This is a genomic window from Rhabdobacter roseus (genome assembly GCF_014202275.1).
Classification (GTDB): Bacteria; Bacteroidota; Bacteroidia; order Cytophagales; family Spirosomataceae; genus Rhabdobacter; species Rhabdobacter roseus.
The window spans coordinates 39,821-62,979 of record NZ_JACHGF010000009.1 but is presented as its reverse complement, the minus strand read 5'-3'; the positions used below and the strand labels follow the sequence as shown (position 1 = coordinate 62,979).

Genomic DNA, 23,159 nt, shown 5'->3' with positions numbered 1-23,159 from the left:
TATATCGGAAACTACTGCCTAGTATGAAAAGCGAACAAACGACTTCATCTTCTCATAAAAGACATACGCGAAGCATTTCGTACTTTTAGGGCTCAAACGCTTCCTTTCCTCCAACTGCTATGTATCGTCAGGTGCCTTTTCTGTTTGTTTTGTTCATGGTTCCATTCGTTTTTTCGGCGGCTTTTGCGCAATCAACCATTCGGGAATTTCAGGTCGAGGAAGCCAAGCAGGCGGTGGCCGTGGATGCGCGGCATTTTTACGTGATTAACAACAGTACCATCCGGAAGTACCGGAAGGATTCCGGGGAATTGGTAGCTACCTGGGATGGTACGAAGCAGGGCATTGTTCACCTCAATAGCGGCGTGGTGCTCAAGGGCAAGCTCTACTGCGCCAACTCCAACTACCCCGACCAACCCATGACCAGCTCGGTCGAAATCTTTGAGGTAGGTACCCTGCGCCACACGGGTACCCATAGCTTTGGCATTGCCCAGCACGGCTCGCTCACCTGGCTGGACCAAAAGGACGGGTACTGGTACGTGGGCTTTGCCGAGTACAGCGGCCGCCAGGCCAGCGCGGGGCGGGATGGCCGCTGGACGAGCCTGGTTAAATACGATCGCCACTGGCGACAGCTGGAAGCCTGGGTCTACCCCAAAAATATACTCGACCGCTTTGCGCCCATGAGCAATTCGGGAGGTACCTGGGGGCGTGATGGGCTGCTGTACATCACCGGCCACGACCATCCGGAAGTGTACGTACTGAAGCTACCCGCCTCCGGCTATACGCTGGACTACCTGCGCACCATCCCTTTGCCCATCGCCGGGCAGGGCATCGCCCTGGACCGTACCGAAAAAAACAAGCGGGTACTGTGGGGGATCCATCGCGCCAAACGCACGGTATTCCGTATCGAGCTGGAATAATCAACCCATCGTCGGTATGAAACCAACCCCATGCGGCTGGACTCCAGTCCTGGTGGACGAGATCAAAGACGGAGCCTTATAGTTCCAGGTACCTTTAAAGTACCTCTGGGTGCATAGAGCTTCGTACAAATTTGGTTTTATATTAATATTCCCTTTTTGTAAAAAACAACTAAGGTACTTATGTGCTTAGGCCTTAGTATGCTGTTGCTACCAGTAGCCAGCATCTACCTACGTACGGGGCGGGTCTAGCTCTGGTCGGGAGGTACCTTCGGGGCCTAAGCGGACCTACTTCAGGAACCATTTTTTTAGGTACCTTTCTCTTTCGGGCATTCCGGCCGGAAACCGGGGGATTCTGCCTCAATCGCCGAAAATAAGTCAAGATGGCATACTGCGCTCTTTTGTACAAAAGGAAGAAGAAGTTTGGTGATGAGAAGTAATGAACGCCTGGGTACTTTGCAGTAAAGTACCCCCGCTTTTTTAAAAGTACCTTGACTTCTAAGAAAGACTAGCTAAAGAATGATAACAGATCTTCGTGATCTAATAGCGCGTAAAAGCCGATAAGAGGCTTATTTTTTCGGCGTAAGCCAAGAATAGGCCATGCTAGAGGTACTTTGAATTTGAAGTAGTAAGGTACGTTATTTACCCTCAACAACCAGCAGTGCGCTCAAAGCTAATGGTCCGATTTTTTTAGATAAAACCGGGAAAAGCATTGGTTCGGACGAGCAAAGAAATTATAGCAACTTTTTTTGCTCCGGCCAGGAACAGTAATATGCTCTCAAAATGATTATAAGAAAAAATTCATTCAAAGCAATACCCAGCCCGCTAGGGTGTCTTCAAGTCCCATTCAGGGCGTTTTCCGTACTTTGCGCACTAGTCTTTTTTTTAACGCTGGCAGCTCCTGCTGCGAATGCGCAGCTCTGGCCTACGGATACTGCTAGCCAGGGAAGCAACGGCCCCAAGTGGCCCGCCGACTCGCTGGACCGCCGCACGCCCCGCGGTACGGTGGTGGGTTTTATCAAAGCCGTTGCCTCCGAAAACTACGGCCGGGCTTCCCGTTATTTAAGCCTTGAGAGAAAACTCCAGGGCAAACCAAAGGGAGCCGAGCGGGCGCTGGCGCTCCAGCGTTTGCTTGACCAGCGAGGTACCATGGTGCCTTATTCCCGGATTAGCAACAGCCCCAATGGCGACCTGGACGACAACCTGGGCCCTAACCTGGAACGGGTGGGGATCGCAACGGTGAACGGCGAAACTTTTGACTTGATTCTAGAAAGAACGGAAGCCCCGGAAGGTGGACCGCTCTGGCTTTTTTCATCCCAAACGGTGCAGCAAATCCCCGTCATCACGGAGCAGGAAGCGCTTGTCCCCCTTACGGATCGGGTTTTGCCTACCTTTCTGAAAAAAAACCGCTGGGGAGGGGTACCGGTAGGGCACTGGCTGGTGATGCTAGCCCTGGCAACGCTGGCTTACCTGCTAGCCTGGATCATTACCTTTGGCTTGCGGGCGGGCATCCGTACTTTTTGGCACAAAGCCCGCACCGATCCCACGTCGGGTATCATCAAAGCCTTTGAGCTGCCTTTCCGGCTCTACCTGGCCGTGTGGCTGTTGGTCGTTTCCAGCCGGGCGGTGGGTATTTCCATCATCGTACGGCAACGATTCAGCGAGCTGAACGTCATCGTGGGGCAGGTGGCGCTGATCTTGCTCCTGTGGCGGCTCATTGATTTTATCACGGGTTTTAGCGAAAGACGACTGACCCGAATCGGCAACGCGTCGGGTCTTTCGGCGGTACTTTTCCTGCGGCGTGGCCTCAAGATCGCCCTGATGTGCTTCGGGATTATTGCCGTGCTCAGCACCATTGGTTTCGACGTCACGACCGGGCTGGCCGCGCTGGGGATTGGGGGTATTGCGCTGGCGCTGGGAGCCCAAAAAACCGTGGAAAACTTTGTGGGTAGCGTGACCCTCATCGCCGACCAGCCCGTGCGCGTGGGCGACTTTTGTAAGGTGGGTGATACCGTGGGAACGGTGGAACAGATCGGAATGCGCTCGACCCGCATCCGGACCCTCAACCGCACCATCGTCACCATTCCCAACGGCGAGTTCTCTTCGCTCCGGATCGAAAACTTTGCGCACCGGGATCGTTTTTGGTTTCACCCGATCTTGGCGTTACGTTACGAAACTACTCCCGAGCAGATCCGGTTTCTGCTGGTGGAGCTGCGGACCATTCTCTACTCGCACCCCAGCGTAGACCCCGATCCGGCCCGGGTTCGGTTTATAGAAATGGGTTCACATTCGCTCAACATAGAGATCTTTGCCTACGTACACGCCAAGGATTTTAGCGAGTTTCTGGAAATCCAGGAAGACCTCTACCTGCGCATGATGGACATCGTGACCGCCAGCGGAACGGGCTTCGCGTTCCCCTCGCAGACGTTGTACATGGCCCGGGACTCAGGTACCTCCCAGGAAAAAACCCAGGCCACGGAGGAGCAGGTACGTCAATGGCGCGACAACGGCGAGCTCCAGCTCCCCAATTTCAGCGAAGAGCGGATCAATGCGCTAAAAAATTCTATTCCTTATCCTACGAGCGCTCCTAATCCGCCCCGAAACGGTACGGGGAAATCGTCCCGAAGTAAGAAATAGGGAAAGTACCTTTCCCCGTTTTGGATACAACAACCAGCAGAGTAAGTACCTTCGCAGGGCTATCCCAGGTACCTGCGGAGGTACTTATAGTTAGCCAATAGGGTGGTTCGTGTCTTTTATTCCCTTTTTATAAAAGAGTAGAAAGTATTTGCCCCGACTGTTTCGTATATGCGGCAAAGGCGTTAATTTTGGCCTTCTGTTTGCACATACTATACTGATAATTACTTCTCTACCCTTCATGAAAAAGGTTTACTCACTACTATACGTAGCCTTGCTCGGTAGCTGGCTGGCTGGCTGCGGCCCTACCGAAGAAATTGCCCCCATCCCCAAAGAAAACGCGTTGTCGGCCTATTCGGCTGATTTTCTGCGCGAGTGGTTTAAGCTGGAATGTCGTATTGTAAAAACAACGCCCGGTTTCCTGCCGCCGCAGGCGGCGCGGGCTTTTGGGTACACGGGCATCACGGTCTACGAGGCCGTGCACAGTGGTATTCCCGGTGCTCGATCGCTGGCCGGGCAGATTAATCAGCTTTCGGCAGGGGTACTTCCCCAGGCCGATCCGCTCGGGATTCGCTACCACTGGGGCCTGGTGGCCAACGCCGCCATGGCCGAAATGATGCGGTTGATGTTTGAAAAACGCATTACCGAGGAGAATCTAGCGCTCATCAACGAGGCCGAAAGCCGTTACTACGAAGAGCTCAGCCCGCAAGCCGCCAGCAAGTACGTGGCGGAGCTGTCGGTGCAGCATGGCAAGGCCGTGGCGCTGGCCATGTACGCGTTTTCTAAAACCGACGGTGGGCACGAGGCCTACCTGAATCCGTTTAGCAGGCCCTTTACCCCCGTCACGGGCGTGGACAAATGGGTACCTACTGACGGCAATAACCTCACGCCGCTCAGCCCCAACTGGCCCAAGTGCCGACCCATGCTGGCCTCTAACATGGTGTATGCCAACCCGCCCAAGCCCATCGCTTTCTCCACCGACCCGCAGTCGGCCTTTTATAAAGAAGCCCGGCAAGTGTACGATAAAGTCATCCACGGCACCGACCAGGAACGCGACATCGCCCGGTTTTGGGCCGACGATCCCTTTGCAACCTGCACCCCTACCGGCCATACGTTCAACATCCTGACCCAACTCCTGGAAGAAACCGGTGCCACGCTGGAAAAAGCCGCCGTGGGCTACGCCATGCTGGGCGTGGCCGAAAACGACGCCTTCATTGCCTGCTGGAAGGCCAAGTACGACTACTCGCTCATTCGCCCGGTGTCGTATATCCAGCAGTACATCGATCCCAACTTCCGGACGGTCATTGGCACACCGGCTTTCCCGGCTTACACTTCGGGCCACGCTACGGAGGCCGCGGTGGGAGAGCGCGTCTTCACGAAGCTCTTTACGAAGGGCGACGGCATATACCCCTTCACGGACCGGTCCCAGCTACAGCACGGTTTTTCGGTGCGAAATTTTCGGAGCTTCCAGGAGGCCGCCGAAGAGTGCGCCGACTCACGACTCTATGGAGGTATTCACTACAACATGGATAACCAGCAGGGCTTGCTCATGGGGCGTGGCATCGGCGATAACGTCCTGAAAGCCATTCAGTGGCCCACCGACATCCGGTAGGTTTCCTTAATGAACCATTGAAACCAGCCTTAGCCCGAAAAAAAGACGTTAAGTTTTCCAAGTTCGTTTCTTAAAGGTACCTTGCCGTTGTTATGACAATTCGCTTTGCTACCCCCGCCGACACACCCGCTTTGCTGGCTATCTACGCGCCTTACGTCACGGAGTCGGTTATTTCGTTTGAATACGAAGTACCTACAGAGGCCGAGTTTGCGGAGCGCGTCCGGACCATTCAGCGGCAGTTTCCGTACCTGGTAGCCGAGGCCGACGGGCGGGTACTTGGCTACGCCTACGCCTCCGTGCACAACGAGCGCACGGCCTACCGGTGGTCGGCCAATAGCTCCGTATATGTACAGGCGGAGGCGCACCGGCAGGGCGTGGGGCGAGCGCTGTACACTAGCTTGTTTGAATGGTTGGGACGGCAGGGGTACATCAATATCTTTGCGGGAATTACTTTGCCCAATCCTAAGAGCGAGGCATTTCATCGTAGTTTCGGTTTTGAGCCCATAGGTACCTACGCCAACACGGGCTATAAATTCGGGGCCTGGCATAGCGTAGCCTGGTTTCAGCGGGTACTTCGGCCGTATCCTTCCCAGCCTGAGCCGCCGGTACCCATTGGCCAGCTGGTGTAGGGGTACCTGGGAATGTTGTTTTTTTAAATTCAAAGGTGCCTGATCGGGCCGGTAGGGTACTTTATCAAAGCAAGCATCATGAAACTGATTCTTAAACTAACCCCGGTACTTTGGCTAATGGCCCTGGCCTGCCAGTCGGCCTCGGAGCAAAGTACCCTCGACACGGACGCCCGCCTGCTGGCGTACCTCCAGTGCGAAGCCCGCCAGCTCAAAGAGCAGCGGTTCCGGGTAGCCAACGACCTCCGGTTTCGGGAAGATTCGCTGCTGCGCCTGCACCTGGCCCTCACCGAGCTGGAAAAGAAGCAGGCCGACTCGGTCAAGCAGGTACTTACGGCGCAAACCGAGCAACTGGCCGCCAAAATTACTCAAACGATGGATAGCCTCTTTGCCGCGCACTACCAGAGTCTGGAGCGCCGCCGCGAGCTGGACGTAGCTACCGAAAGGCTGGTGCAGGAAGTGTGCCGCTAGGGTACTTGGTGCCCTTAGCCCAAGGGGTACTTTAAGCTCCGCCAGGTACTTACACATCATGCTAAACCCTTTTATACTACCTGACGTCTAGGTACTTTGTATGTTCTTTTTTTGCAGAATGCCTCCCCGGCGTTCTGTTTTTTTTGGCCAGGTACCTCCACACGCCCAAGTACCCGCCCGCCTCGGGGTGGAAAGATTTTCCGAAAAATGGGGCAGGAAAGTAGTTTTTGGTTAATTTGCTCGTTGGGGCTGCGCCGCACAGTCCCGAGGTACTTTGTCCGTAGTCGCCGCCCAGAGGCAGCGGGCTACTTTTTAACCAACCAAACTTTCGCAGTACTCATGAAAAAAATCTTCCTCCTGCTGGCACTTCCCCTTTGGGCTTCGGGCCAAACCACGGACAGTAAGCTGGCGCAGAAAGTGGCCAAAATTCACGCGAAGGCGTTTACGGTAGACACCCACGCCGACGTCCCCATCAACATGATGAAAGACGGCTTCGACGTGGCCGTGGAGCACGACTTCGAAACCGACGGCAGCCAGATCGACTTCCCACGCATGAAAAAAGGCGGCATGGACGCCATGTTTTTTGCGGTGTACCTGGGGCAGGGCCAGCGCACGCCGGAGGCTACCGCCGAGGCCAAGCAGAAGGCGCTGGCGATTTTTGACAAGATCCACGAAGCCGTGCGGCTCAACCCGGACGTAGCCGGGCTGGCTACCTCACCCCAAGACGGCTACCGCCTGCAAAAGGAAGGGAAACGGGCGGTGTTTATTGGTATGGAAAACGGCTGGCCCGTGGGCCATGACCTGGCTAACCTCAAGCAATACTACGACCTGGGCCTGCGGTACATCACGCTGTCGCACTCGGCCAATAACGATATTTGTGATTCTTCCATGGACCCCGACGGCCCCGAATACAACGGCCTAAGTACCCTGGGCGAGCAGTTGGTGCAGGAAATGAACCGGCTGGGCATCATGGTGGACATCTCGCACGTGTCGGATTCTACCTTTTACGACGTCATTAAGCTCACCAAAGCCCCCGTTATTGCGTCGCATTCGTCGTGCCGGGCCTTGTGCGCTCACCCCCGCAACATGACCGACCACATGATCCGGACCCTGGCCAAAAACGGCGGTGTGATCCAGATCAACTTCGTGCCCTCTTTCATCAAAGCCCAACCGCAGGAGCAGGAGGTATCCATGCGGGCGCTGCGCCTGAAGCTCCGGCAAACCGACCTCTCCGAGGAAGATAAAAAAGCATTAAATGAAGAAATGAAAGCCATCCGCGCAAAAAACGCCGCCAACCTACCTACCGTGAGCGACGCCGTGGATCACATCGAGCACGTCATTAAACTGGTGGGTGTGAACCACGTGGGCATCGGGATGGACCTCGACGGAGGCGGACAGGTAGCCGGTTGTCGCGACGTGAGCGAGATTGGCAGCATTACTGAAGAGCTGGTACGCCGGGGGTACTCCGCCCAGGCCATCGAGAAAATCTGGGGCGGGAACATCATGCGGGTATTGGGCGAGGTAGAAAAGATTGCCGCGAAAAAAACAAGAGAATGAGAATTAACGGAAAAGGGTACGGATATTAAAACTAAATTTGCGACGCTAAGAAAAGCTATTTACATTGGAAAATAGTTTGATAAAATTGTACTTCAATCGGTCGATGCGTACTACTTGTTTTTTGTAAATTGAATGTGAACCAATGGCTAAGTCAACCAGTAAGAAAGATAGTAAGCAAACGCCCAGCCCGCCGGACTCTCAGGAACTCGCACCCGCCGAGGTACCTCAGGCCCTGAAGCCCGTCGAGCCGGTGAGTCGTTTTACCGAGTTTGACATCTATTTGTTTAAAGCAGGCCAGCACTACAAGCTGTACGAAAAATTGGGCTCCCACGTCATGGAGCACCAGGGGGTGGTAGGTACCTACTTTGCGGTATGGGCCCCCAATGCCCGCGCCATTTCGGTGATTGGTAACTTCAACGGCTGGAACAAAGAAAGCCACCCCATGATAGCCCGCTGGGACAGCTCGGGAATCTGGGAGGGCTGGATTCCAAACATCGGTAAGGGTGAGGTATACAAGTACTTTATTGTATCAAATGAAGGCCAGCCGCTCGAGAAATCCGATCCCTTTGCGCTCTGGTGCGAAGTAGCCCCCCGTACGGCTTCCATTGTGTGGGACACCTGGTACGAATGGGACGACGCCGAATGGATGCAAAACCGGAAGGAGCACAACAAGCTCAATGGGCCTATATCGGTATACGAAGTACACCTGGGCTCCTGGAAGCGCGACCCGTCCGATCCTGACCGCCACCTGACCTACCACGAGATCGCCGACGCGCTGGTACCTTACGTGAAAGAAATGGGCTTTACCCACGTAGAGTTCATGCCGGTGATGGAGCACCCGTACTCGCCCTCCTGGGGATACCAGATCACGGGCTATTTTTCGTGCGCCTCGCGCATGGGTACCCCTCAGGAACTGATGTACCTCATTGAGCGCCTGCACCAGGAAGGCATCGGCGTGTACATAGACTGGGTACCTTCTCACTTTCCCGGCGATGCCTACGGGCTGTACCGCTTCGACGGCACGGCGCTCTACGAGCACGAAGACCCCCGCAAAGGGTACCATCCGGACTGGAAAAGCTATATTTTTAACTACGGACGCAACGAGGTACGCTCTTTCCTGATCAGCAACGCCATTTTCTGGCTCGACCGCTACCACACCGACGGGCTTCGGGTGGATGCCGTGGCTTCGATGCTTTACCTAGATTACTCCCGCAAGCACGGGGAGTGGATTCCCAACGAGTTTGGCGGGCGCGAAAACCTGGAGGCTATCTCGCTGCTACGGGAAATGAACGTAGCTGCTTACCGCGAATTTCCCGACATCCAGACCATCGCCGAGGAGTCTACCTCGTTTCCGGGCGTTTCGCGGCCGGTCTTTGTGGGTGGGCTGGGCTTCGGCATGAAGTGGATGATGGGCTGGATGAATGATACCATCAAGTACTTCGAAAAAGATCCATCTTTCCGCAAGTGGCACCAAGACCAGCTCACGTTCAGCATCGTATATGCCTTTGCCGAGAATTTCATGCTGCCCCTCTCGCACGACGAAGTGGTGTACGGCAAGGGCTCGTTGGTGAACAAAATGCCCGGCGACGAATGGCAGCGGTTTGCTAACCTGCGGCTGCTGTTTGGGTACATGTTTACGCACCCCGGTACCAAGTTATTGTTTATGGGCGGTGAGTTTGGGCAAACATCCGAATGGAACTACCAGCGCAGCCTCGACTGGCACTTGCTGGATTTTGCGCCGCACCACGGCGCCCGCGAGTGCCTAAAGGCGCTCAATAAACTTTACCGCACCGAACCGGCACTATACGAGCATACCTTCTCCTCCGAGGGCTTCGAGTGGATCGATACCCAGGACCGTGAGAACTCGGTACTGATCTATGCCCGCAAAAGTACCCGCCCCGAGGACGCCGTGGTGGTGGTGTTGAGCCTGACGCCCGTGCCCCGGTCCGGCTACCGTGTGGGGGTACTTTCCGAAGGTACCTGGCAGGAGATTTTTAATAGTGATGCGGCGGAGTTTTACGGCAGTGGCACGATCAATCCTGAGCCCATGGCTACCGAAAGTAAACGATGGCACGGCCGGGCGTACTCGGTACAGATCAGCCTGCCGCCGCTGGGGGTAGTTGTTCTCAAAAAAGTCAAGTAGTACAAAAACGAGGCCGAATACAAAATTCGGCCTCGTTTTTTGGGTCTTTTTCCTACCTTTGAGCGGTAAAAATCGACTTTGACCACATGAGGAAAGTAAGTTTCGTAGTCTTAATATCATTGCTATTAAGTGGAGTAAGCGCGCAGGCCCAGCGTATCTCCCGGCTGTCGTCGGGGTTCGATATTGGGACGGGCTATGCAAAGGAAGCCTGGGCTCCCTCTTTTTTGTACTATCAGATGATCAATCCTCCCCGGCAGTCCTGGCTTCAGCTAGGCTGGGGAGTACGGGGCTGGGGCTACTATACCCAGCGAAATACCTCTTTTTTAGCACCTAATGGAGCGGGTAGTCAGGATACGCTCCGCCTGGGCCAAATCTCCGCCAACGGCGCCAGCTTCGTGTTGGCGGTTAATTTCAGGCTGGGGAAGATCGACATCGGTGCCAACGCCGATGTAATAGGACTGGCTTTTGGGAAAAAACGCAACGGATTATACGTGCTGTCTAATTTGGGGATGGCGTCCGATTCGGCCCTGAAGTACCAGGGTACCTTGCTGCCCACGGCTCCCCGAAATATCAACGCCCTGCCGTTTATTTATAAAAATGCCAACGGACAGGCCGAAGCCTACGTACGGATCTGGTTCAGCGAGCAGGTGGGCCTTAAGTTAGGCTACGTGTTGGGGCAGTCGGCGTACCGTTTAGACATGCGGCTCAACAACAACCAGCGGTACTTTGGCCATGCGTACGGCATGCCCTACGTGGCGCTGGCGTTGCCGGTGTTCAATCAGTAGCGGGCGGGGTGCGGCTTTCCATCTCGGGCTTGGAACGAAGGTTGAAGAGCTCAAACCGACGCTTTCCTAGCTCATTTTCCATGTCGTTGAGCTCAATCTGCAGCGCCTTGATCGAAATGGATATTTCAAATACTGAAATAGCCAGCGCCAGAATTTGCAGCACCAACGCCCCGATGAACAACAGCCGGGCAATGGCAGGCTCGTCTTGCAGCAGTACCAGCATACAGACGGCACTCAGCAGCAGACTCATCACGGCCAGCGCCTGAATGGTACGGATGAGCCGCAGCCGCGTGTGCAGGTTTTTGATCTGGTCCACCACGACCCGGTCGGGGTTTTGCTGAAACTGCTTGTGGAGGTCACGGATCAGGTTGGCAATGGCCAGAAAACGGTTTGTGAACGCGATCATCAACAGGGAGACCGTAGAAAATAAGAGGGCCGGGGTACTCAGCGTAAGTTCCATCTTGAAGAGCTGGCTAGTAAGTTAGAGCGGGTTTTCGAACCTTTATCAAGAGCATTTGTATAGCTCAAGTCAAGTAACAAAAAAATGTCCGAAAAGCTTACTGATTCGCATAAATACAATCTTTGGAAACAACGATTGCAACGCAACGGCTTGGAGATTCACCGGGTAGATGAGCTGTACTCAAGGCGCAACGGCCACGGAGAAATCCTTTTCTCCCTTCTCTATACCGACGCCACCACGCCCGAGGGCGACAAGATTCCGCCGCTTTGCTTCATGAAGGGCGAGGTCGTGAGCGTGCTGATCTGCCTCATCGATGCCCAGTCGCGGCAAAAGTACCTGCTCCTGGTGAGGCAGCGGCGCATCTGCGACGGCTCGCCCACCTACGAGCACCCGGCGGGCATGCTCGACAGCGAAACGGACCCGGCCCTGGTGGCGGCCCGCGAAGTGTGGGAGGAGACGGGGATGCAGGTACCGGCCGGAAAACTGGTAGCCGTGAACACGGAACCGTACTTTCCCTCCACAGGTACCAGCGACGAAGCCATGTACTTTTTCTACTGCGAGCTGGAGCTCCCGGCCGAGCAAATCGCTGCCTACCACAACCAGGCTCAGGGCTTAGCCTCAGAGCACGAGCGCATTACTACCTTCGTCGCTCCCTTTGCCGAAGCGCATCGGCTCATTACCAATACCAACTGCGTGTTGCTGGACTTCCTGTACCTCAAAGACGTAGGTGACTGGGAATTAATGCAGAAGCTTTAAACAAGATTGCCAGACCCATAGCCTGGGTAGATAATTTTGACAAAAGCTTGCCTGTTTCCCAATTTACAAACTATATTTGCAGCCCGTTACCGCTCAAAAAGCATTCTGCACCCGTAGTTCAATGGATAGAATTTCGGTTTCCGGTACCGACGATAGGGGTTCGAATCCCTTCGGGTGCACACTAACAAACTACCGCCGACTACCAGCTAGTCGGCGGTAGTTTGTTTTTTGGGGTATCGGCAATAATTTTCTATCTCCTGCCTCTTCGGGAAGTTTTTATCGAAACTCGCCGTTGGCTAAAAATACTACATTCGCTAAAAAATCGTTAGCTAATCAAATTGCTCCGTGCGCGTCCAATGATTATCTTTGAGTAATGATTTTAAAAATCGGCATGATTATTGAGCGGCGGACTTGTGGAGCATTTTTATATCCATTTATTCATTGTAAACTCATACTATTTTACTACATGAAGAAGTACTTCTGTTTTCTGCTGTTGCTGGGTCTGCTGGTGGGCTGTAAGTCCAATGAAGTGCCGGTGGTTGATCACGCCTCCAATTTTACGGGCTCCTACAAAACCGTAACCACGAAAAACGGAGATACGAACGAGCACGTATGGATCGTGACGCGCCGCTCCACCAACGTCCTGGAAATTGCCTATACCATCACCACCTACTACATCGAGCGGGGTACTCCCCGTACCATCGTGGACGTGGTCACGTTGACCAAAGTGCAGGCCATCAACGAAAATACCTTTGAAATTGACGAGACGATCACGGTCAATAACCACGGCTACAACATACAGGGGACCGGTGTGAAGTCGGGTGATCAGATTGCTATTACGACCAAGTGGACCTCCACCGAAACCAGCCGGGAAACGTCGGAGTACCTTGAGTTCAAAAAACAATAGTGATTTTCGCAAGTAGGCGGTAGGTCGGCGCTTAGGTACTTTGGGTACTTCCTAGTACCCGTACCATTCACTCCACCATTGGTGCAGTTTTCGTCGAATTTCCTCCTCACGGGCATTGGCACCGGGCTCATAGAGTCTGGTGCCTTTTAGTTCGTCGGGTAGGAAGTTTTGCGGCACAAAGTTTCCCTCGTAGGCGTGGGCATAGCGGTAGTCTTGTCCGTAGCCGATCTCCTTCATGAGCTTCGTCGGTGCGTTGCGTAGGTGCAGCGGCACGGGCAGGTGAGCGGTTTTTTCGGCCAGGGCCATGGCGTCATTGATGGCCGCGTAGCTCGCATTGCTTTTGGGCGAGGTAGCCAGGTACACCGCTACCTGCGACAGAATGATGCGGCTTTCCGGGTACCCAATCATCTTCACGGCCTGCATGCAGGCATTGGCCATGATCATGGCCGTAGGGTTGGCGTTGCCGATGTCTTCCGATGCCATGATGAGCATCCGCCGGGCAATAAAGGTCGGATCTTCGCCCGCCACAATCATGCGGGCCATCCAGTACAGGGCGGCGTTGGGATCGCTCCCCCGCAGGGACTTTATAAAGGCCGAAATGATATCGTAGTGCTGTTCTCCCGATTTGTCATACCGGGCTATGGTTTGCTGGGCCACTTCCGTTACTACCTCGTCGGTAACGCGGATTTCGTCCGTATGGCCCGCTCCCAGTACCACCAGCTCTAGCAGGTTCAGCAGCTTGCGCCCGTCCCCGCCCGACAGCCGAAAGAGCGCGTCGTACGATTCCACCGTGATGGTTTTCTGCCGCAGCCACTCGTCCTTTTCCAACGCCCGCTGCACCAGTTCTTTCAGTTCTTTTTGTCCAAACGCCTCCAGAATGTACACCTGACAGCGCGACAGCAACGCCGAGTTAACCTCAAAGGAAGGGTTTTCGGTGGTGGCGCCGATGAGCGTCACCTGGCCCTTTTCGACAGCGCCCAGTAGGGCATCTTGCTGGCTTTTGTTGTAGCGGTGAATTTCGTCGATGAAAAGCACCGGTGGAAAAAGCCCAAGTGGCTTGGTAAGTACCTCCCGAAGTTCTTTGACACCCGAGCTGATGGCGCTCAGGCTGTGGAACGGGCGCTTGGTGGCTTCGGCAATGAGGAGGGCGAGGGTCGTTTTGCCAACACCCGGCGGCCCCCATAAGATCATGGAGGGGATGGTATTATGAGCAATGGCCCGCCGCAAGGGAGCCTTCACGCCCAGTAGTTTTTCTTGACCTACGTAGTCGTCGAGGGTGCGGGGGCGAAGGCGCTCCGCCAGGGGCGTAGTGGGGGGAGTCATGGCTGAAAATCTTTTAAACAAAAGAAAGCGATCGCGCGCACAAAACCAATTTGAGAAGCGGACAGCAGGTACCTTTCCGGATAATAAAAAGGTCGATCGGGCTGACGGACGAACCGTTACCAGGAGGTACTTCCTAAACAAAAGAGCCTAGGGATGGTTAGAAAAAGAGTCAACTAAACCACAAAAGGTATGAAAGTGAAATCATGGATAGGCGGAATGGCCTTGGTCTTGCTGGTAGCTACCGCGCCGATGGGCTGTAAATCCGAGACCGAAAAGAAAGCAGAAAATGTACAAGATGCTTATAAAGACGTCGTAGACGCCCGCGAAGAGGGTGATCCCGATGTGGCCAAAAAACAAGCCGAACTAGACACGGCCCGGCAAGAGTACCGCGACTTAGCCAAGGATACCCTTCGTTAGAAGGTACTTTGTTCAGACCCAAAAGGGCCCCACGCTGGTAGCGACGAAATGGCTACGGCGTGGGGCCCTTCTTTTGTTTTCGTCCCCTTATTCAAAGGTATTTTCAAGTACCTTGTCCGGAGCCGCCGGTGCCTGGTCGGGGTCTACCAGTACTTCGATGACGGCAGGCTGGGTGTTGCCAAACGCCTTTTTTAACGTAGGGACTACGGCTTCTTTCTGGGTACACCGGTAGCCTTCCGCACCGCAAGCCTCGGCTATTTTCACGAAGTCGATGGTTGTCAGGTCGGCCCCGAAGTCTGGGTACCCCAGAACCTTTTGTTCGTAGTAGTCCATCGAGAGGCTGTTGTTTTTAAAAATAATGATCTTAACGGGCAATTGGTAGCGGACGGCCGTCGCCAGTTCCCCCATCAGCATGGTAAAGCCGCCGTCGCCGACCATCGCCACGCACTGCCGACCGGGGTAGGCCAGTTGGGCGGCGATGGCGTAGGGCAAGCCCGGAGCCATGGTGGCGAGATTGCCCGAGAGCGCCAGCTGCTGAGCGGGGCGGATTTGCCAGTGCCGGGCCGCAAAAACCGTATGCGCGCCGGTATCAAGGGCTACCACGGCATCGGCCGCCAGCAAACGGCTTACTTCCGCTACCAGAAACTGGGGTTTGATGCGCTTGGCGTCTCCTGTTTCTACTTCCGAGAGGGATTGGCGCCAGTCGGCCATGCGCTGCTGGGCCACCTCTAAAAAGCGGCGGTCTGGCTGGGTCTGTAGCAGCGGCAGCAGGGCTTTCAGCGTGGCCCGTACGTCTCCGCTCAGACCAATCTCCACGGGGTACCTTAGCCCAATGCGCTTGGGATCGTGGTCAATCTGGACGGCGCGGGCCTGCCCGGCCTTGGGATAAAAATCCACGTAGGGCATGTTACTACCCAGTATCAGCAACGTATCGCATTCCTCCATCATCTGTTGGGAAGGCAAAGTACCCAGGTGACCAATGCCGCCGGTGGTATAGGGGGAGTCGTCGGGTAGGACAGCCTTGCCCAGGAGTGCCTTTGCTACGGGCGCGGCCAGTTTTTCGGCTACCTGCTCTACTTCGGCACGGGCATCCAAAGCCCCGCGTCCGGCCAGAATCATGACGCGTTTACCTTCGTTGAGGAGCTGAGCTACCTCGGCCAGGTCATCCGGTGAAGGTACCTGGACGCGTGGCATGAACGTAGAAGAGCCACGTAGATTTTCACCGTCCTTGGAGGCTTCATCCTTGGCTAAGGATTGCTTTTGTACATCCTTAGCCAGGCACAGGTGCGCGACGCCAGGATTCATGAGTGCCGTGCGGCAAGCCAGGTCCACCACGGTTTGGGCCTGTTGGGGGCCATTAACCATTACATTATATACCGTTATGTCTTTCAGCAGCGACACCATGTCAACGTCCTGGGTGTATTGCGTACCCAGGACATCGTGAAAGGGAGCGCCCGTAATGGCTAGTACGGGGGTACTTTCCATGGCGGCGTCGTAGAGGCCATTGAGCAGATGCACGGCCCCAGGGCCCGAAGTACCCAGGCAAACGCCCAGCTTACCGGTGTACTTGGCGTAGCCAGCCGCCATGAAAGCCGCGGCTTCTTCGTGCCGTACGGCAATGAATTTGATCTGGTCCTGGCGCTGGCGCAGGGCTTCCATGATGGGGTTGATGCCATCGCCGATCAGGCCAAAGACAAACTCGACCTTCCAGGCGATCAATTTGTCGATCAGAATTTCGGCGGTACTGGGCGACTGATCAGTCGTGAGCTCCTTGACGGTCGTGACGGCTTTTTGAAAAAGGTTTGATTCCATAGTACTTAAAAAAATTTGGGAGTGGATGGTAAAAGCTACCCGAGAGGAACAATTTTTTATTCCTACCTCTCGTGCAGTTGGCCTCCAGACCAACTTCGACGAAACTTCATCACTAAAACCATACCTTATTATGAATTCACAAAACCAAAACCCCGCCGACAAGTACCCGCAGCCTCCTTTCCCTAAGCAGAGCCAGGAAGTACCCGGCCGGGAGGATTTGCTGGAACCCCGAGCCGATCACGGAGAAAAAACGTACCGGGGTACTGGTCGGCTCAAAGGCAAGAAAGCCCTGATTACAGGTGGCGACTCCGGCATCGGGAAGGCCGTGGCCATTGCGTTTGCCCGGGAAGGGGCGGATGTACTGATTAGCTACCTTGATAGCGTAGAAGATGACGACGCCAACGACACGGCCCACTACGTACGGGAGGCGGGGCAGAAGGCCGTACTCGTGCGGGGGGACATCAGTAAAGAAGCGCATTGTCAAGAAATCGTGGCCCGGGCCGTGGAGGAGTTTGGCCAGATCGACATTTTGGTCAACAACGCGGCTTTTCAGATGGCCCGCGAAAGCTTGCAGGAAATCCCGTCGGAGGAGTGGGAATATACCTTTGCTACCAACATCCATAGCATGTTTTACCTCTGCAAAGCGGCCGAGGCCCATATGCCACCCGGCAGTAGCATCATCAATACGACTTCCGTCAATGCCTATTCACCCAAGCCGTTGCTGTTGCCCTACGCCGCCACCAAGGCCGCCATTCAGAACTTCTCGGCCAACCTCAACCAGGTACTTTTGGAAGCCGGGAAGGGCATCCGGGTGAATGCGGTAGCGCCCGGACCGGTGTGGACACCGTTGATTCCTTCAACCATGCCCGAGCCCGAAAATTTTGGAGAAGATACGCCCACGGGCAGGCCGGGCCAGCCGGTTGAGATTGCTCCCGTATACGTTTTCCTGGCGTCTGATGAAAGTAGTTACGTAGCGGGGGCTACCATCCCCGTTACCGGTGGTCGGATTACCATTTAGTAGAGCAAGCTAAGGGGTACTTTAAAGTACCCTACTAAAAAAAGCGCAACCCTGAAGAGGGTTGCGCCAGGCATTGGATAGCATGTTATAGTGATAAAGCGAGGGTTTGTTATACCGTTACGTATTCCAGCGTCATGTGCTTTTTCAGGTTGCTTAGGGCTCCAAACACCAGGTTGTATACCGACTGAATGTTGATTTTCATGAGGTCAGCGATCTCCTGGTTATTCATATTCATGTAAAATTTTAGGAAAATGGCTTCGCGCTGGCGACGGGGGAGGCGGTTAATGGCGACGTTGAGGTGCTGGTTTGTCGCGTCGAATTCTTCTTCGGAAATCAGGTGGTGCTCGTAGGAGGGGGTATTAATGTGCCAATATTCTACGGGGATGTCTTCGTTACTGGTATGCTTTTGCTGGGCGTTGAGGTGGCGAACCAGCTTTCGTTTGATGGAGGCCATCAGGTAGAAACGAACCGAAGTAGTGTCTCCAATGGTAGTGCGGTTGCGCCAAAGCTCGACAAACAGATCGTGGATGCAGTCTTTGATGAGCGGTTTGTCAATCGTAAACTGGGAGCAATACTGGTAAAGAATATGCACGTAGGACTGGTAGAGACAGGCGTAGGCGTTTTCGTCGCCCTTTCTGAACTGGTTCCAAAAACGCAGCTCTTCTTCTTGTTTGTATCGTACGTGTGCCATCCGGAGGATTAAAACAGTAAAGGTTAGGAATAGGAAGAATAAGGGTCATTAATACACTTGTAAATATATTCATAAAAAAACATTAAAAAAAAATATTATTAAGTAAAAATTTATAAGTCCTACCCGTATATTCTTCAATTTGTTCAATTTGATAGTATTTATTCTGCAATCGGAATAAATACAAACTGGTTACCATCAAATAGCCCTTTGTCGCTGATTTTGAGGGAGGGAATCACCAGAAGGGCCATGAAAGAGAGCGTCATGAAGGGTGATTGAAGGGAAGATCGCAGCTGTTCTTTGGCAAAAAGATCCAACTTTGTGTAGTGTTCAGCCAGGGCATAACCATCCTGGTCGCTCATCAAGCCCGCGATGGGTAAGGGCAATAAAAGCCGTTGATCCGCTCCGACGGCCGCTACTCCGCCCCTGGCTCCAATGATCAAATTGACGGCTTCGCAGAGGCTGTCATCGTCACAGCCCACCACGATGATGTTGTGTGAATCGTGCGCTACCGAAGAAGCGATAGCGCCTTCTTTTAGGCCAAAGTTTCGGATAAAAGCGATTTGGGGCGGCGCATCCAGGTACCTGTTTACTACCGCAATTTTGAGGATGTCGCGAGCCGGATCAGCCACGATAAAACCCTGGCTGTTGGCTGTGTAGGGCTCGAGCAGGGCATTGGTGATAAGCTGGCCTTCGAGAGCTTCCATGAGGCGGAGCTGCGAGGTACCTGCCGGAGCCGGGCAAGCGAAGTCGGTAGGTACCTTGGGCAGGCACTCAAAGTAGTTGGGGTGCTCGCTGCGGAGGTTGGGTAGGAGAGAGCGGCCATTTTGGGCTACTTTTTCTCCGTTGAGGTATGTTTCAAGAATGGTGAAATCGGATAGATTATCTACCACGATAAAGTCGGCGGGATCGCCTTCGCGCAGCATCCCGACCGGCAAGCGGTAGTGCAGCACCGGATTGAGGCAGGCCGCCCGAAGTACCTTCCACAGGTCGTGGCCTTGGGCCAAAGCGCGCTTGACGAGTAGGTTGATGTGGCCTTGTACCAAGCTATCGGGATGCTTGTCGTCTGAGCAGAACATGATCCGCTCCGGAAATTCGTCCAGCAGCGGAATGAGCGCTTCAAAATTGCGGGCCGCGCTGCCTTCCCGGATCAGGATGTGCATACCGTATTCTATCTTCTCGCGGGCTTCGTCGTAGGTAAAGCACTCGTGGTCGGTACTGATGGCGTGCTCGGCGTAGCGGTGGGCGTCGGCTCCCCGCAGGCCGGGCGCGTGGCCGTCGATGGGCTTGTTAAATGCCTGCGCCAGCCGGACCTTGGCCATCAGGTCCGGGTCTTCCTGAAGTACCCCCGGAAAATTCATGACCTCGGCCAGATACCCTATCTCTTTCAGGGCCAGCAGGCGGCGTACTTCCTTGGGCCCCAACGTAGCTCCGGCGGTTTCGAAGGTCGTGGCGGGTACGCACGAGGGGGCACCGAAGCAAAACTTGAAAGGTACCCTTTGTCCGTCCTCAATCATGTACTCTACACCCGCTACGCCCAGTACGTTCGCGATTTCGTGCGGGTCCGAGACGGTCGAGACGGTACCATGTACCACCGCCAACCGCGCAAACTGCACGGGCGTGAGCATGGAGCTCTCGATGTGCACGTGGGCGTCGACGAAGCCCGGCAGTACGTAGGGCAGGGTAGGGTTGGCTTTGCCCACCGGGCTGAGGGCCGCAATGCGGCCATTCTCGACCCGCAGGGTAGCTTCCTGAATGGACTGATCAAAGAGGTTTAGGAAATTAGCGCGCATACATCAGGTAGGGGGGCGGAGCAAAAAAGAATGACTAAGCGAACAACCTTTCAAAGTACCGAAAACGGTTCAGATTATCCAATACCCCTCTACCAGATTATGAATGCCCTCAAGGTACTTGCTGGGTTTTGAGCCGCATGATTTTTCCGCCGCCGTATTCGCAGAAATAAAGCTCCTGCTGGGCGTCAACCCCAAAGGCTGAGATACGTCCGGCGTTACTGACCAGCAGCCGGTTGGTACCCGCCTGGCCGTTATTGACCTCCAGCGCCCAAACACGCCCGCTGACGTAGTCGCCGTAAATGTACTTACCTACCAGCGCCGGGAGGGCCGTGCCGCGGTACACAAAGCCACCCGTGATGGATTTGTCGCCATCCGCTTGCGAGTAGTCATACACGGGCCCCACCAGGCCGTTCTGGTCGCAGTTGCTGGCGGGGTTGTAGCAGTCCTTTCCTTCCTTGAGGCGCCAGCCGTAGTTGCCGCCTTTGGTAATGATGTCGATTTCCTCCCGGCTATTTTGTCCTACATCTCCCGTCCAGAGCTGATCCGTTTCGGGGTCGAAGCTAATGCGCCAGGGATTGCGCAGGCCGTAGGCGTAGATTTCCTCGCGGTGGCCGTCCTGATTGCCCCGGAAAGGGTTATCCGTAGGAATGCCGTAGTTGCCTTTATCGGTCCCGTTGACGTCCAGGCGAAGGATCTTACCCAACAAATTGGCGCGATTTTGCGCGTTATTTTGCGGGTCGCCGCCGCTACCGCCGTCACCGGTTGAGATATAAAGGTACCCGTCCTTACCAAATTTCATTCCGCCGCCGTTGTGGTTGGAGTAGGGCTGGCTGAAGGTCAGCAGCACTAGCTCGCTGGCCGGATCGGCCTGGTTGGGGGTGGCGAGATTGGCCGTATAGCGCGCTATGATTGATACCAGCGGGCTACGCCCCGTATAGTTGACGTAAAAGTACCCGTTGGACGAAAAGTTAGGATGAAAGGCCAGGCCCAGCAATCCGCGCTCACCGCCGTCGGTCACTTTTGACCGGATGTCGAGAAAAGTACTGGCCGAAGGGGTACCTGCCATGGGATCAAAGACTTTAATGGTACCGGCCTGCTCCACCACAAAAAGGCGCGGGCTTCCGTCGCCTGCGGTCGTCAGATCAACCGGGGCGCTGAACGACAAGCCCGGAAAGGCTTCTTCGGTCTGGTAGGCCACTTCCTCGTCTGGGGGAGTCATGTCCTGGTCGGAGGAGCTGCAACCTACCAGTAAGAATAAGCCCAGAAAAATCTTTTTATAGGTTTGTTGATGCGTGTTCATAGCTAAGGATCTTTTTTGTGGTAAACCCGGCAATGACGCTATTTGTTATCGTGAAGCAAAATGAAATCAGGTACTTTGGGGCAATCCAGGCTCGCCGGGGCACTACTTCCACCTCAGATTAAAACCCGGTATTAGGCGCTAGTTTGCGGCATTATGCCGAGCGCCTCCTATCTTTACGCCGCAGTAGTGTGTGTTCTATTCCAACCCCAAAAAATATGTTTCGCTTAGATCATAAAGTAGCCCTGGTCACGGGGGGCGCCAGCGGCATCGGACTGGCCATTTCCCGGATGTTTGCCCGGCAGGGAGCCTACGTCCATATCCTGGAGCTCAACGTGGAGCAAGCCCAGCGGGCCGTCGACGAAATCCGGGCCGAGGGCGGACAGGCCGAGGCCCACGCGGTGGATATTGCTCAGCAAGCGGTGGTACTTGGGGCCATCAACGAAATCGCCGCGCGGCAGCCATTTCATATTTTGGTCAATAACGCGGGCATCGCCCACGTGGGCAAAGCCCACACCACGCCCGAAGCCGACTTTGACCGCATCGTGAACGTCAACATCAAAGGCGTGTACAACTGCCTGTACGCTACCATTCCGCACTTTCTGGCGGCGGGCGGCGGCGTAATCCTGAACATGGTTTCCATTGCCGCTACCGTCGGTATTCCGGACCGCTTTGCGTACTCCACCAGCAAGGGAGCGGTATACACCATGACGCTCTCGGTGGCCAAAGACTACCTCGCCGAGGGCATCCGGTGCAACAGCATCTCGCCCGCGCGGGTGCATACGCCCTTTGTGGATGGCTTCCTGGCCAAAAACTACCCCGGCCAGGAAAAAGAGATGTTTGAGAAACTTTCCAAAACCCAGCCCATCGGGCGCATGGCCAAGCCCGACGAAATTGCCGGCCTGGCGCTGTACCTGTGCTCAGACGAAGCGGCCTTCATCACCGGCTGCGACTACCTCATCGACGGCGGTTTTGAGAAATTGAACAATTAATCCAGGGGTCGTTTAGCGTCTCGGCAAGTACCTTTTACCAGAGCCATTTTTTATTTCCAATACCAAACCTGAATCCCGCATGAAACTGATTCGCTTCGGCGCTTACGAACAAGAAAAACCGGGCGTTTTGCTCCCCGATGGTACCATGATCGACGTGTCGGCCTTCGGTGAAGACTACAACGAAAAATTCTTCGCCACCGATGGCCTTAATCGCCTGGCCGACTGGCTCACCACCAACGCCGACGCCAGCCCCGTGGTGGAAGAGGGCGTGCGGCTGGGCTCCTGCGTGGCGCGGCCTTCCAAGATCATCTGCATTGGGCTCAACTACGCCAAGCACGCCGCGGAGTCGGGCGCGGAGCCGCCCAAGGAGCCGGTAATTTTCTTCAAATCGACCACGGCACTTTGCGGACCCAATGATCGCGTGATTATCCCGCGCAATTCGGTTAAAACCGACTGGGAAGTGGAGCTGGCGGTGGTGATAGGCCGCCGGGCCAGCTACATCACCGAGGCCGAAGCCCTGGACTACGTGGCGGGCTACGCCCTGCACAACGACTACTCGGAGCGGGAGTTTCAGCTGGAGCGCAGCGGACAGTGGGTCAAAGGCAAGAGCAACGATACCTTCGCGCCGCTCGGTCCCTACCTGGCTACCAAAGACGAAGTACCCGATCCGCACAACCTGCGCCTGTGGCTGTCGATCAACGGCCAGACGCTCCAGGACTCCAATACGTCCGACATGATTTTCTACATTCCGAAGATCGTGAGCTACCTGAGCCAATTCATGACTCTGCTGCCCGGCGACGTGATCTCGACGGGTACCCCCGCAGGTGTAGGTCTGGGCCTGAAGCCGCCCGTGTACCTCAAGCCCGGCGACGTGGTAGAGCTGGGTATCGAAGGCCTGGGCGAACAGCGACAAGTAGCCGAAGCCTGGAAGCCTTAGAGGTACTTTAATTCGCA

The 23,159-nt window shown here is 54.9% G+C and carries 20 protein-coding genes and 1 tRNA gene; 15 read left to right on the top strand and 6 right to left on the bottom strand.

The features are described 5' to 3' along the window. The first annotated feature begins 155 nt into the window (after positions 1–155). From HNQ92_RS21825 to HNQ92_RS21790, 8 genes are all read left to right on the top strand, one after another. Positions 156–917, top strand: coding sequence for a hypothetical protein (locus HNQ92_RS21825; RefSeq protein ID WP_246440613.1), 762 nt, complete (start codon positions 156–158; stop codon positions 915–917). 780 nt (positions 918–1,697) lie between these two features. Further along, positions 1,698–3,551 (top strand): mechanosensitive ion channel family protein, encoded by a 1,854-nt coding sequence (locus tag HNQ92_RS21820; protein ID WP_184177331.1) that lies wholly within the window; start codon positions 1,698–1,700, stop codon positions 3,549–3,551. Between the two features lie 238 nt (positions 3,552–3,789). Then, positions 3,790–5,160: a vanadium-dependent haloperoxidase gene (locus HNQ92_RS21815; RefSeq protein ID WP_184177329.1), complete on the top strand. Its 1,371-nt coding sequence runs from the start codon at positions 3,790–3,792 to the stop codon at positions 5,158–5,160. Between the two features lie 92 nt (positions 5,161–5,252). Continuing rightward, positions 5,253–5,789, top strand: a complete 537-nt coding sequence (locus tag HNQ92_RS21810; RefSeq protein WP_184177327.1) for a GNAT family N-acetyltransferase — start codon at positions 5,253–5,255, stop codon at positions 5,787–5,789. A gap of 78 nt (positions 5,790–5,867) precedes the next feature. Further along, positions 5,868–6,257 (top strand): hypothetical protein, encoded by a 390-nt coding sequence (locus HNQ92_RS21805; protein ID WP_184177325.1) that lies wholly within the window; start codon positions 5,868–5,870, stop codon positions 6,255–6,257. A gap of 339 nt (positions 6,258–6,596) precedes the next feature. Beyond that, on the top strand, positions 6,597–7,814 hold the full coding sequence (locus tag HNQ92_RS21800) for a dipeptidase (protein ID WP_184177324.1): 1,218 nt from the start codon (positions 6,597–6,599) through the stop codon (positions 7,812–7,814). A 142-nt stretch (positions 7,815–7,956) separates the two neighbouring features. Continuing rightward, positions 7,957–9,957 carry a 1,4-alpha-glucan branching protein GlgB gene (glgB, locus tag HNQ92_RS21795; protein ID WP_184177322.1) on the top strand — a complete coding sequence of 667 codons (2,001 nt, stop codon included), beginning with the start codon at positions 7,957–7,959 and terminating at the stop codon, positions 9,955–9,957. Between the two features lie 119 nt (positions 9,958–10,076). Beyond that, positions 10,077–10,742, top strand: coding sequence for a hypothetical protein (locus HNQ92_RS21790; RefSeq protein ID WP_184177320.1), 666 nt, complete (start codon positions 10,077–10,079; stop codon positions 10,740–10,742). Here HNQ92_RS21790 and HNQ92_RS21785 read toward each other — a convergent pair. Continuing rightward, positions 10,732–11,202: a DUF2721 domain-containing protein gene (locus tag HNQ92_RS21785; protein WP_184177318.1), complete on the bottom strand. Its 471-nt coding sequence runs from the start codon at positions 11,200–11,202 to the stop codon at positions 10,732–10,734. The two genes, HNQ92_RS21790 and HNQ92_RS21785, sit on opposite strands and share 11 nt — an antisense overlap. 84 nt (positions 11,203–11,286) lie before the next feature. Here HNQ92_RS21785 and HNQ92_RS21780 point away from each other — a divergent pair, with 84 nt between their 5' ends. The 3 genes from HNQ92_RS21780 to HNQ92_RS21770 all read left to right on the top strand — a co-directional run bounded on the left by HNQ92_RS21780 (position 11,287) and on the right by HNQ92_RS21770 (position 12,865). Then, complete coding sequence (locus HNQ92_RS21780) at positions 11,287–11,958, top strand: NUDIX hydrolase (RefSeq protein WP_184177316.1); 672 nt, start codon at positions 11,287–11,289, stop codon at positions 11,956–11,958. Positions 11,959–12,065: 107 nt separating this feature from the next. Next, positions 12,066–12,137, top strand: a tRNA-Arg gene (locus tag HNQ92_RS21775). A 287-nt stretch (positions 12,138–12,424) separates the two neighbouring features. Further along, positions 12,425–12,865 carry a hypothetical protein gene (locus HNQ92_RS21770; protein ID WP_184177314.1) on the top strand — a complete coding sequence of 147 codons (441 nt, stop codon included), beginning with the start codon at positions 12,425–12,427 and terminating at the stop codon, positions 12,863–12,865. Between the two features lie 51 nt (positions 12,866–12,916). Here HNQ92_RS21770 and HNQ92_RS21765 read toward each other — a convergent pair whose 3' ends face one another. After that, positions 12,917–14,188 (bottom strand): replication-associated recombination protein A, encoded by a 1,272-nt coding sequence (locus tag HNQ92_RS21765; RefSeq protein WP_184177312.1) that lies wholly within the window; start codon positions 14,186–14,188, stop codon positions 12,917–12,919. Between the two features lie 189 nt (positions 14,189–14,377). On the opposite strand from HNQ92_RS21765, the gene HNQ92_RS21760 reads away from it, so the two are divergent. Continuing rightward, positions 14,378–14,605 (top strand): hypothetical protein, encoded by a 228-nt coding sequence (locus tag HNQ92_RS21760; RefSeq protein WP_184177309.1) that lies wholly within the window; start codon positions 14,378–14,380, stop codon positions 14,603–14,605. Positions 14,606–14,692: 87 nt separating this feature from the next. Here HNQ92_RS21760 and HNQ92_RS21755 read toward each other — a convergent pair whose 3' ends face one another. Further along, positions 14,693–16,417 (bottom strand): thiamine pyrophosphate-dependent enzyme, encoded by a 1,725-nt coding sequence (locus HNQ92_RS21755; protein ID WP_184177307.1) that lies wholly within the window; start codon positions 16,415–16,417, stop codon positions 14,693–14,695. Between the two features lie 130 nt (positions 16,418–16,547). Between HNQ92_RS21755 and HNQ92_RS21750 the strand changes: the two genes are divergently transcribed. Continuing rightward, complete coding sequence (locus HNQ92_RS21750) at positions 16,548–17,435, top strand: SDR family oxidoreductase (RefSeq protein ID WP_184177304.1); 888 nt, start codon at positions 16,548–16,550, stop codon at positions 17,433–17,435. Between the two features lie 109 nt (positions 17,436–17,544). On the opposite strand, the gene HNQ92_RS21745 is transcribed toward HNQ92_RS21750, so the two are convergent. The 3 genes from HNQ92_RS21745 to HNQ92_RS21735 form a co-directional block, all read right to left on the bottom strand. Continuing rightward, positions 17,545–18,126 carry an RNA polymerase sigma factor gene (locus tag HNQ92_RS21745; RefSeq protein ID WP_184177302.1) on the bottom strand — a complete coding sequence of 194 codons (582 nt, stop codon included), beginning with the start codon at positions 18,124–18,126 and terminating at the stop codon, positions 17,545–17,547. Positions 18,127–18,284: 158 nt separating this feature from the next. Next, the gene (ade, locus tag HNQ92_RS21740) at positions 18,285–19,916 is read right to left on the bottom strand and encodes an adenine deaminase (protein ID WP_184177300.1); all 1,632 of its coding nucleotides are present in this window, start codon (positions 19,914–19,916) and stop codon (positions 18,285–18,287) included. A gap of 109 nt (positions 19,917–20,025) precedes the next feature. After that, complete coding sequence (locus HNQ92_RS21735; protein WP_184177298.1) at positions 20,026–21,216, bottom strand: PQQ-dependent sugar dehydrogenase; 1,191 nt, start codon at positions 21,214–21,216, stop codon at positions 20,026–20,028. Positions 21,217–21,431: 215 nt separating this feature from the next. Here HNQ92_RS21735 and HNQ92_RS21730 point away from each other — a divergent pair, with 215 nt between their 5' ends. Then, a complete protein-coding gene (locus tag HNQ92_RS21730) occupies positions 21,432–22,205 on the top strand; it encodes an SDR family NAD(P)-dependent oxidoreductase (RefSeq protein ID WP_184177296.1) in 774 nt (257 codons plus the stop codon). A 79-nt stretch (positions 22,206–22,284) separates the two neighbouring features. Next, positions 22,285–23,142: a fumarylacetoacetate hydrolase family protein gene (locus HNQ92_RS21725; RefSeq protein WP_184177294.1), complete on the top strand. Its 858-nt coding sequence runs from the start codon at positions 22,285–22,287 to the stop codon at positions 23,140–23,142. Positions 23,143–23,159 lie beyond the last annotated feature (17 nt).

What these genes read in the sequence shown, in the direction of transcription:
- HNQ92_RS21825 (WP_246440613.1), top strand. Translation starts at nt 156, where the DNA reads ATGGTTCCATTCGTTTTTTCGGCGGCTTTTGCGCAATCAACCATTCGG.
- HNQ92_RS21820 (WP_184177331.1), top strand. Translation starts at nt 1,698, where the DNA reads ATGATTATAAGAAAAAATTCATTCAAAGCAATACCCAGCCCGCTAGGG.
- HNQ92_RS21815 (WP_184177329.1), top strand. Translation starts at nt 3,790, where the DNA reads ATGAAAAAGGTTTACTCACTACTATACGTAGCCTTGCTCGGTAGCTGG.
- HNQ92_RS21810 (WP_184177327.1), top strand. Translation starts at nt 5,253, where the DNA reads ATGACAATTCGCTTTGCTACCCCCGCCGACACACCCGCTTTGCTGGCT.
- HNQ92_RS21805 (WP_184177325.1), top strand. Translation starts at nt 5,868, where the DNA reads ATGAAACTGATTCTTAAACTAACCCCGGTACTTTGGCTAATGGCCCTG.
- HNQ92_RS21800 (WP_184177324.1), top strand. Translation starts at nt 6,597, where the DNA reads ATGAAAAAAATCTTCCTCCTGCTGGCACTTCCCCTTTGGGCTTCGGGC.
- glgB (WP_184177322.1), top strand. Translation starts at nt 7,957, where the DNA reads ATGGCTAAGTCAACCAGTAAGAAAGATAGTAAGCAAACGCCCAGCCCG.
- HNQ92_RS21785 (WP_184177318.1), bottom strand. Translation starts at nt 11,202, where the DNA reads ATGGAACTTACGCTGAGTACCCCGGCCCTCTTATTTTCTACGGTCTCC.
- HNQ92_RS21780 (WP_184177316.1), top strand. Translation starts at nt 11,287, where the DNA reads ATGTCCGAAAAGCTTACTGATTCGCATAAATACAATCTTTGGAAACAA.
- HNQ92_RS21770 (WP_184177314.1), top strand. Translation starts at nt 12,425, where the DNA reads ATGAAGAAGTACTTCTGTTTTCTGCTGTTGCTGGGTCTGCTGGTGGGC.
- HNQ92_RS21765 (WP_184177312.1), bottom strand. Translation starts at nt 14,188, where the DNA reads ATGACTCCCCCCACTACGCCCCTGGCGGAGCGCCTTCGCCCCCGCACC.
- HNQ92_RS21760 (WP_184177309.1), top strand. Translation starts at nt 14,378, where the DNA reads ATGAAAGTGAAATCATGGATAGGCGGAATGGCCTTGGTCTTGCTGGTA.
- HNQ92_RS21755 (WP_184177307.1), bottom strand. Translation starts at nt 16,417, where the DNA reads ATGGAATCAAACCTTTTTCAAAAAGCCGTCACGACCGTCAAGGAGCTC.
- HNQ92_RS21750 (WP_184177304.1), top strand. Translation starts at nt 16,548, where the DNA reads ATGAATTCACAAAACCAAAACCCCGCCGACAAGTACCCGCAGCCTCCT.
- HNQ92_RS21745 (WP_184177302.1), bottom strand. Translation starts at nt 18,126, where the DNA reads ATGGCACACGTACGATACAAACAAGAAGAAGAGCTGCGTTTTTGGAAC.
- ade (WP_184177300.1), bottom strand. Translation starts at nt 19,916, where the DNA reads ATGCGCGCTAATTTCCTAAACCTCTTTGATCAGTCCATTCAGGAAGCT.
- HNQ92_RS21735 (WP_184177298.1), bottom strand. Translation starts at nt 21,216, where the DNA reads ATGAACACGCATCAACAAACCTATAAAAAGATTTTTCTGGGCTTATTC.
- HNQ92_RS21730 (WP_184177296.1), top strand. Translation starts at nt 21,432, where the DNA reads ATGTTTCGCTTAGATCATAAAGTAGCCCTGGTCACGGGGGGCGCCAGC.
- HNQ92_RS21725 (WP_184177294.1), top strand. Translation starts at nt 22,285, where the DNA reads ATGAAACTGATTCGCTTCGGCGCTTACGAACAAGAAAAACCGGGCGTT.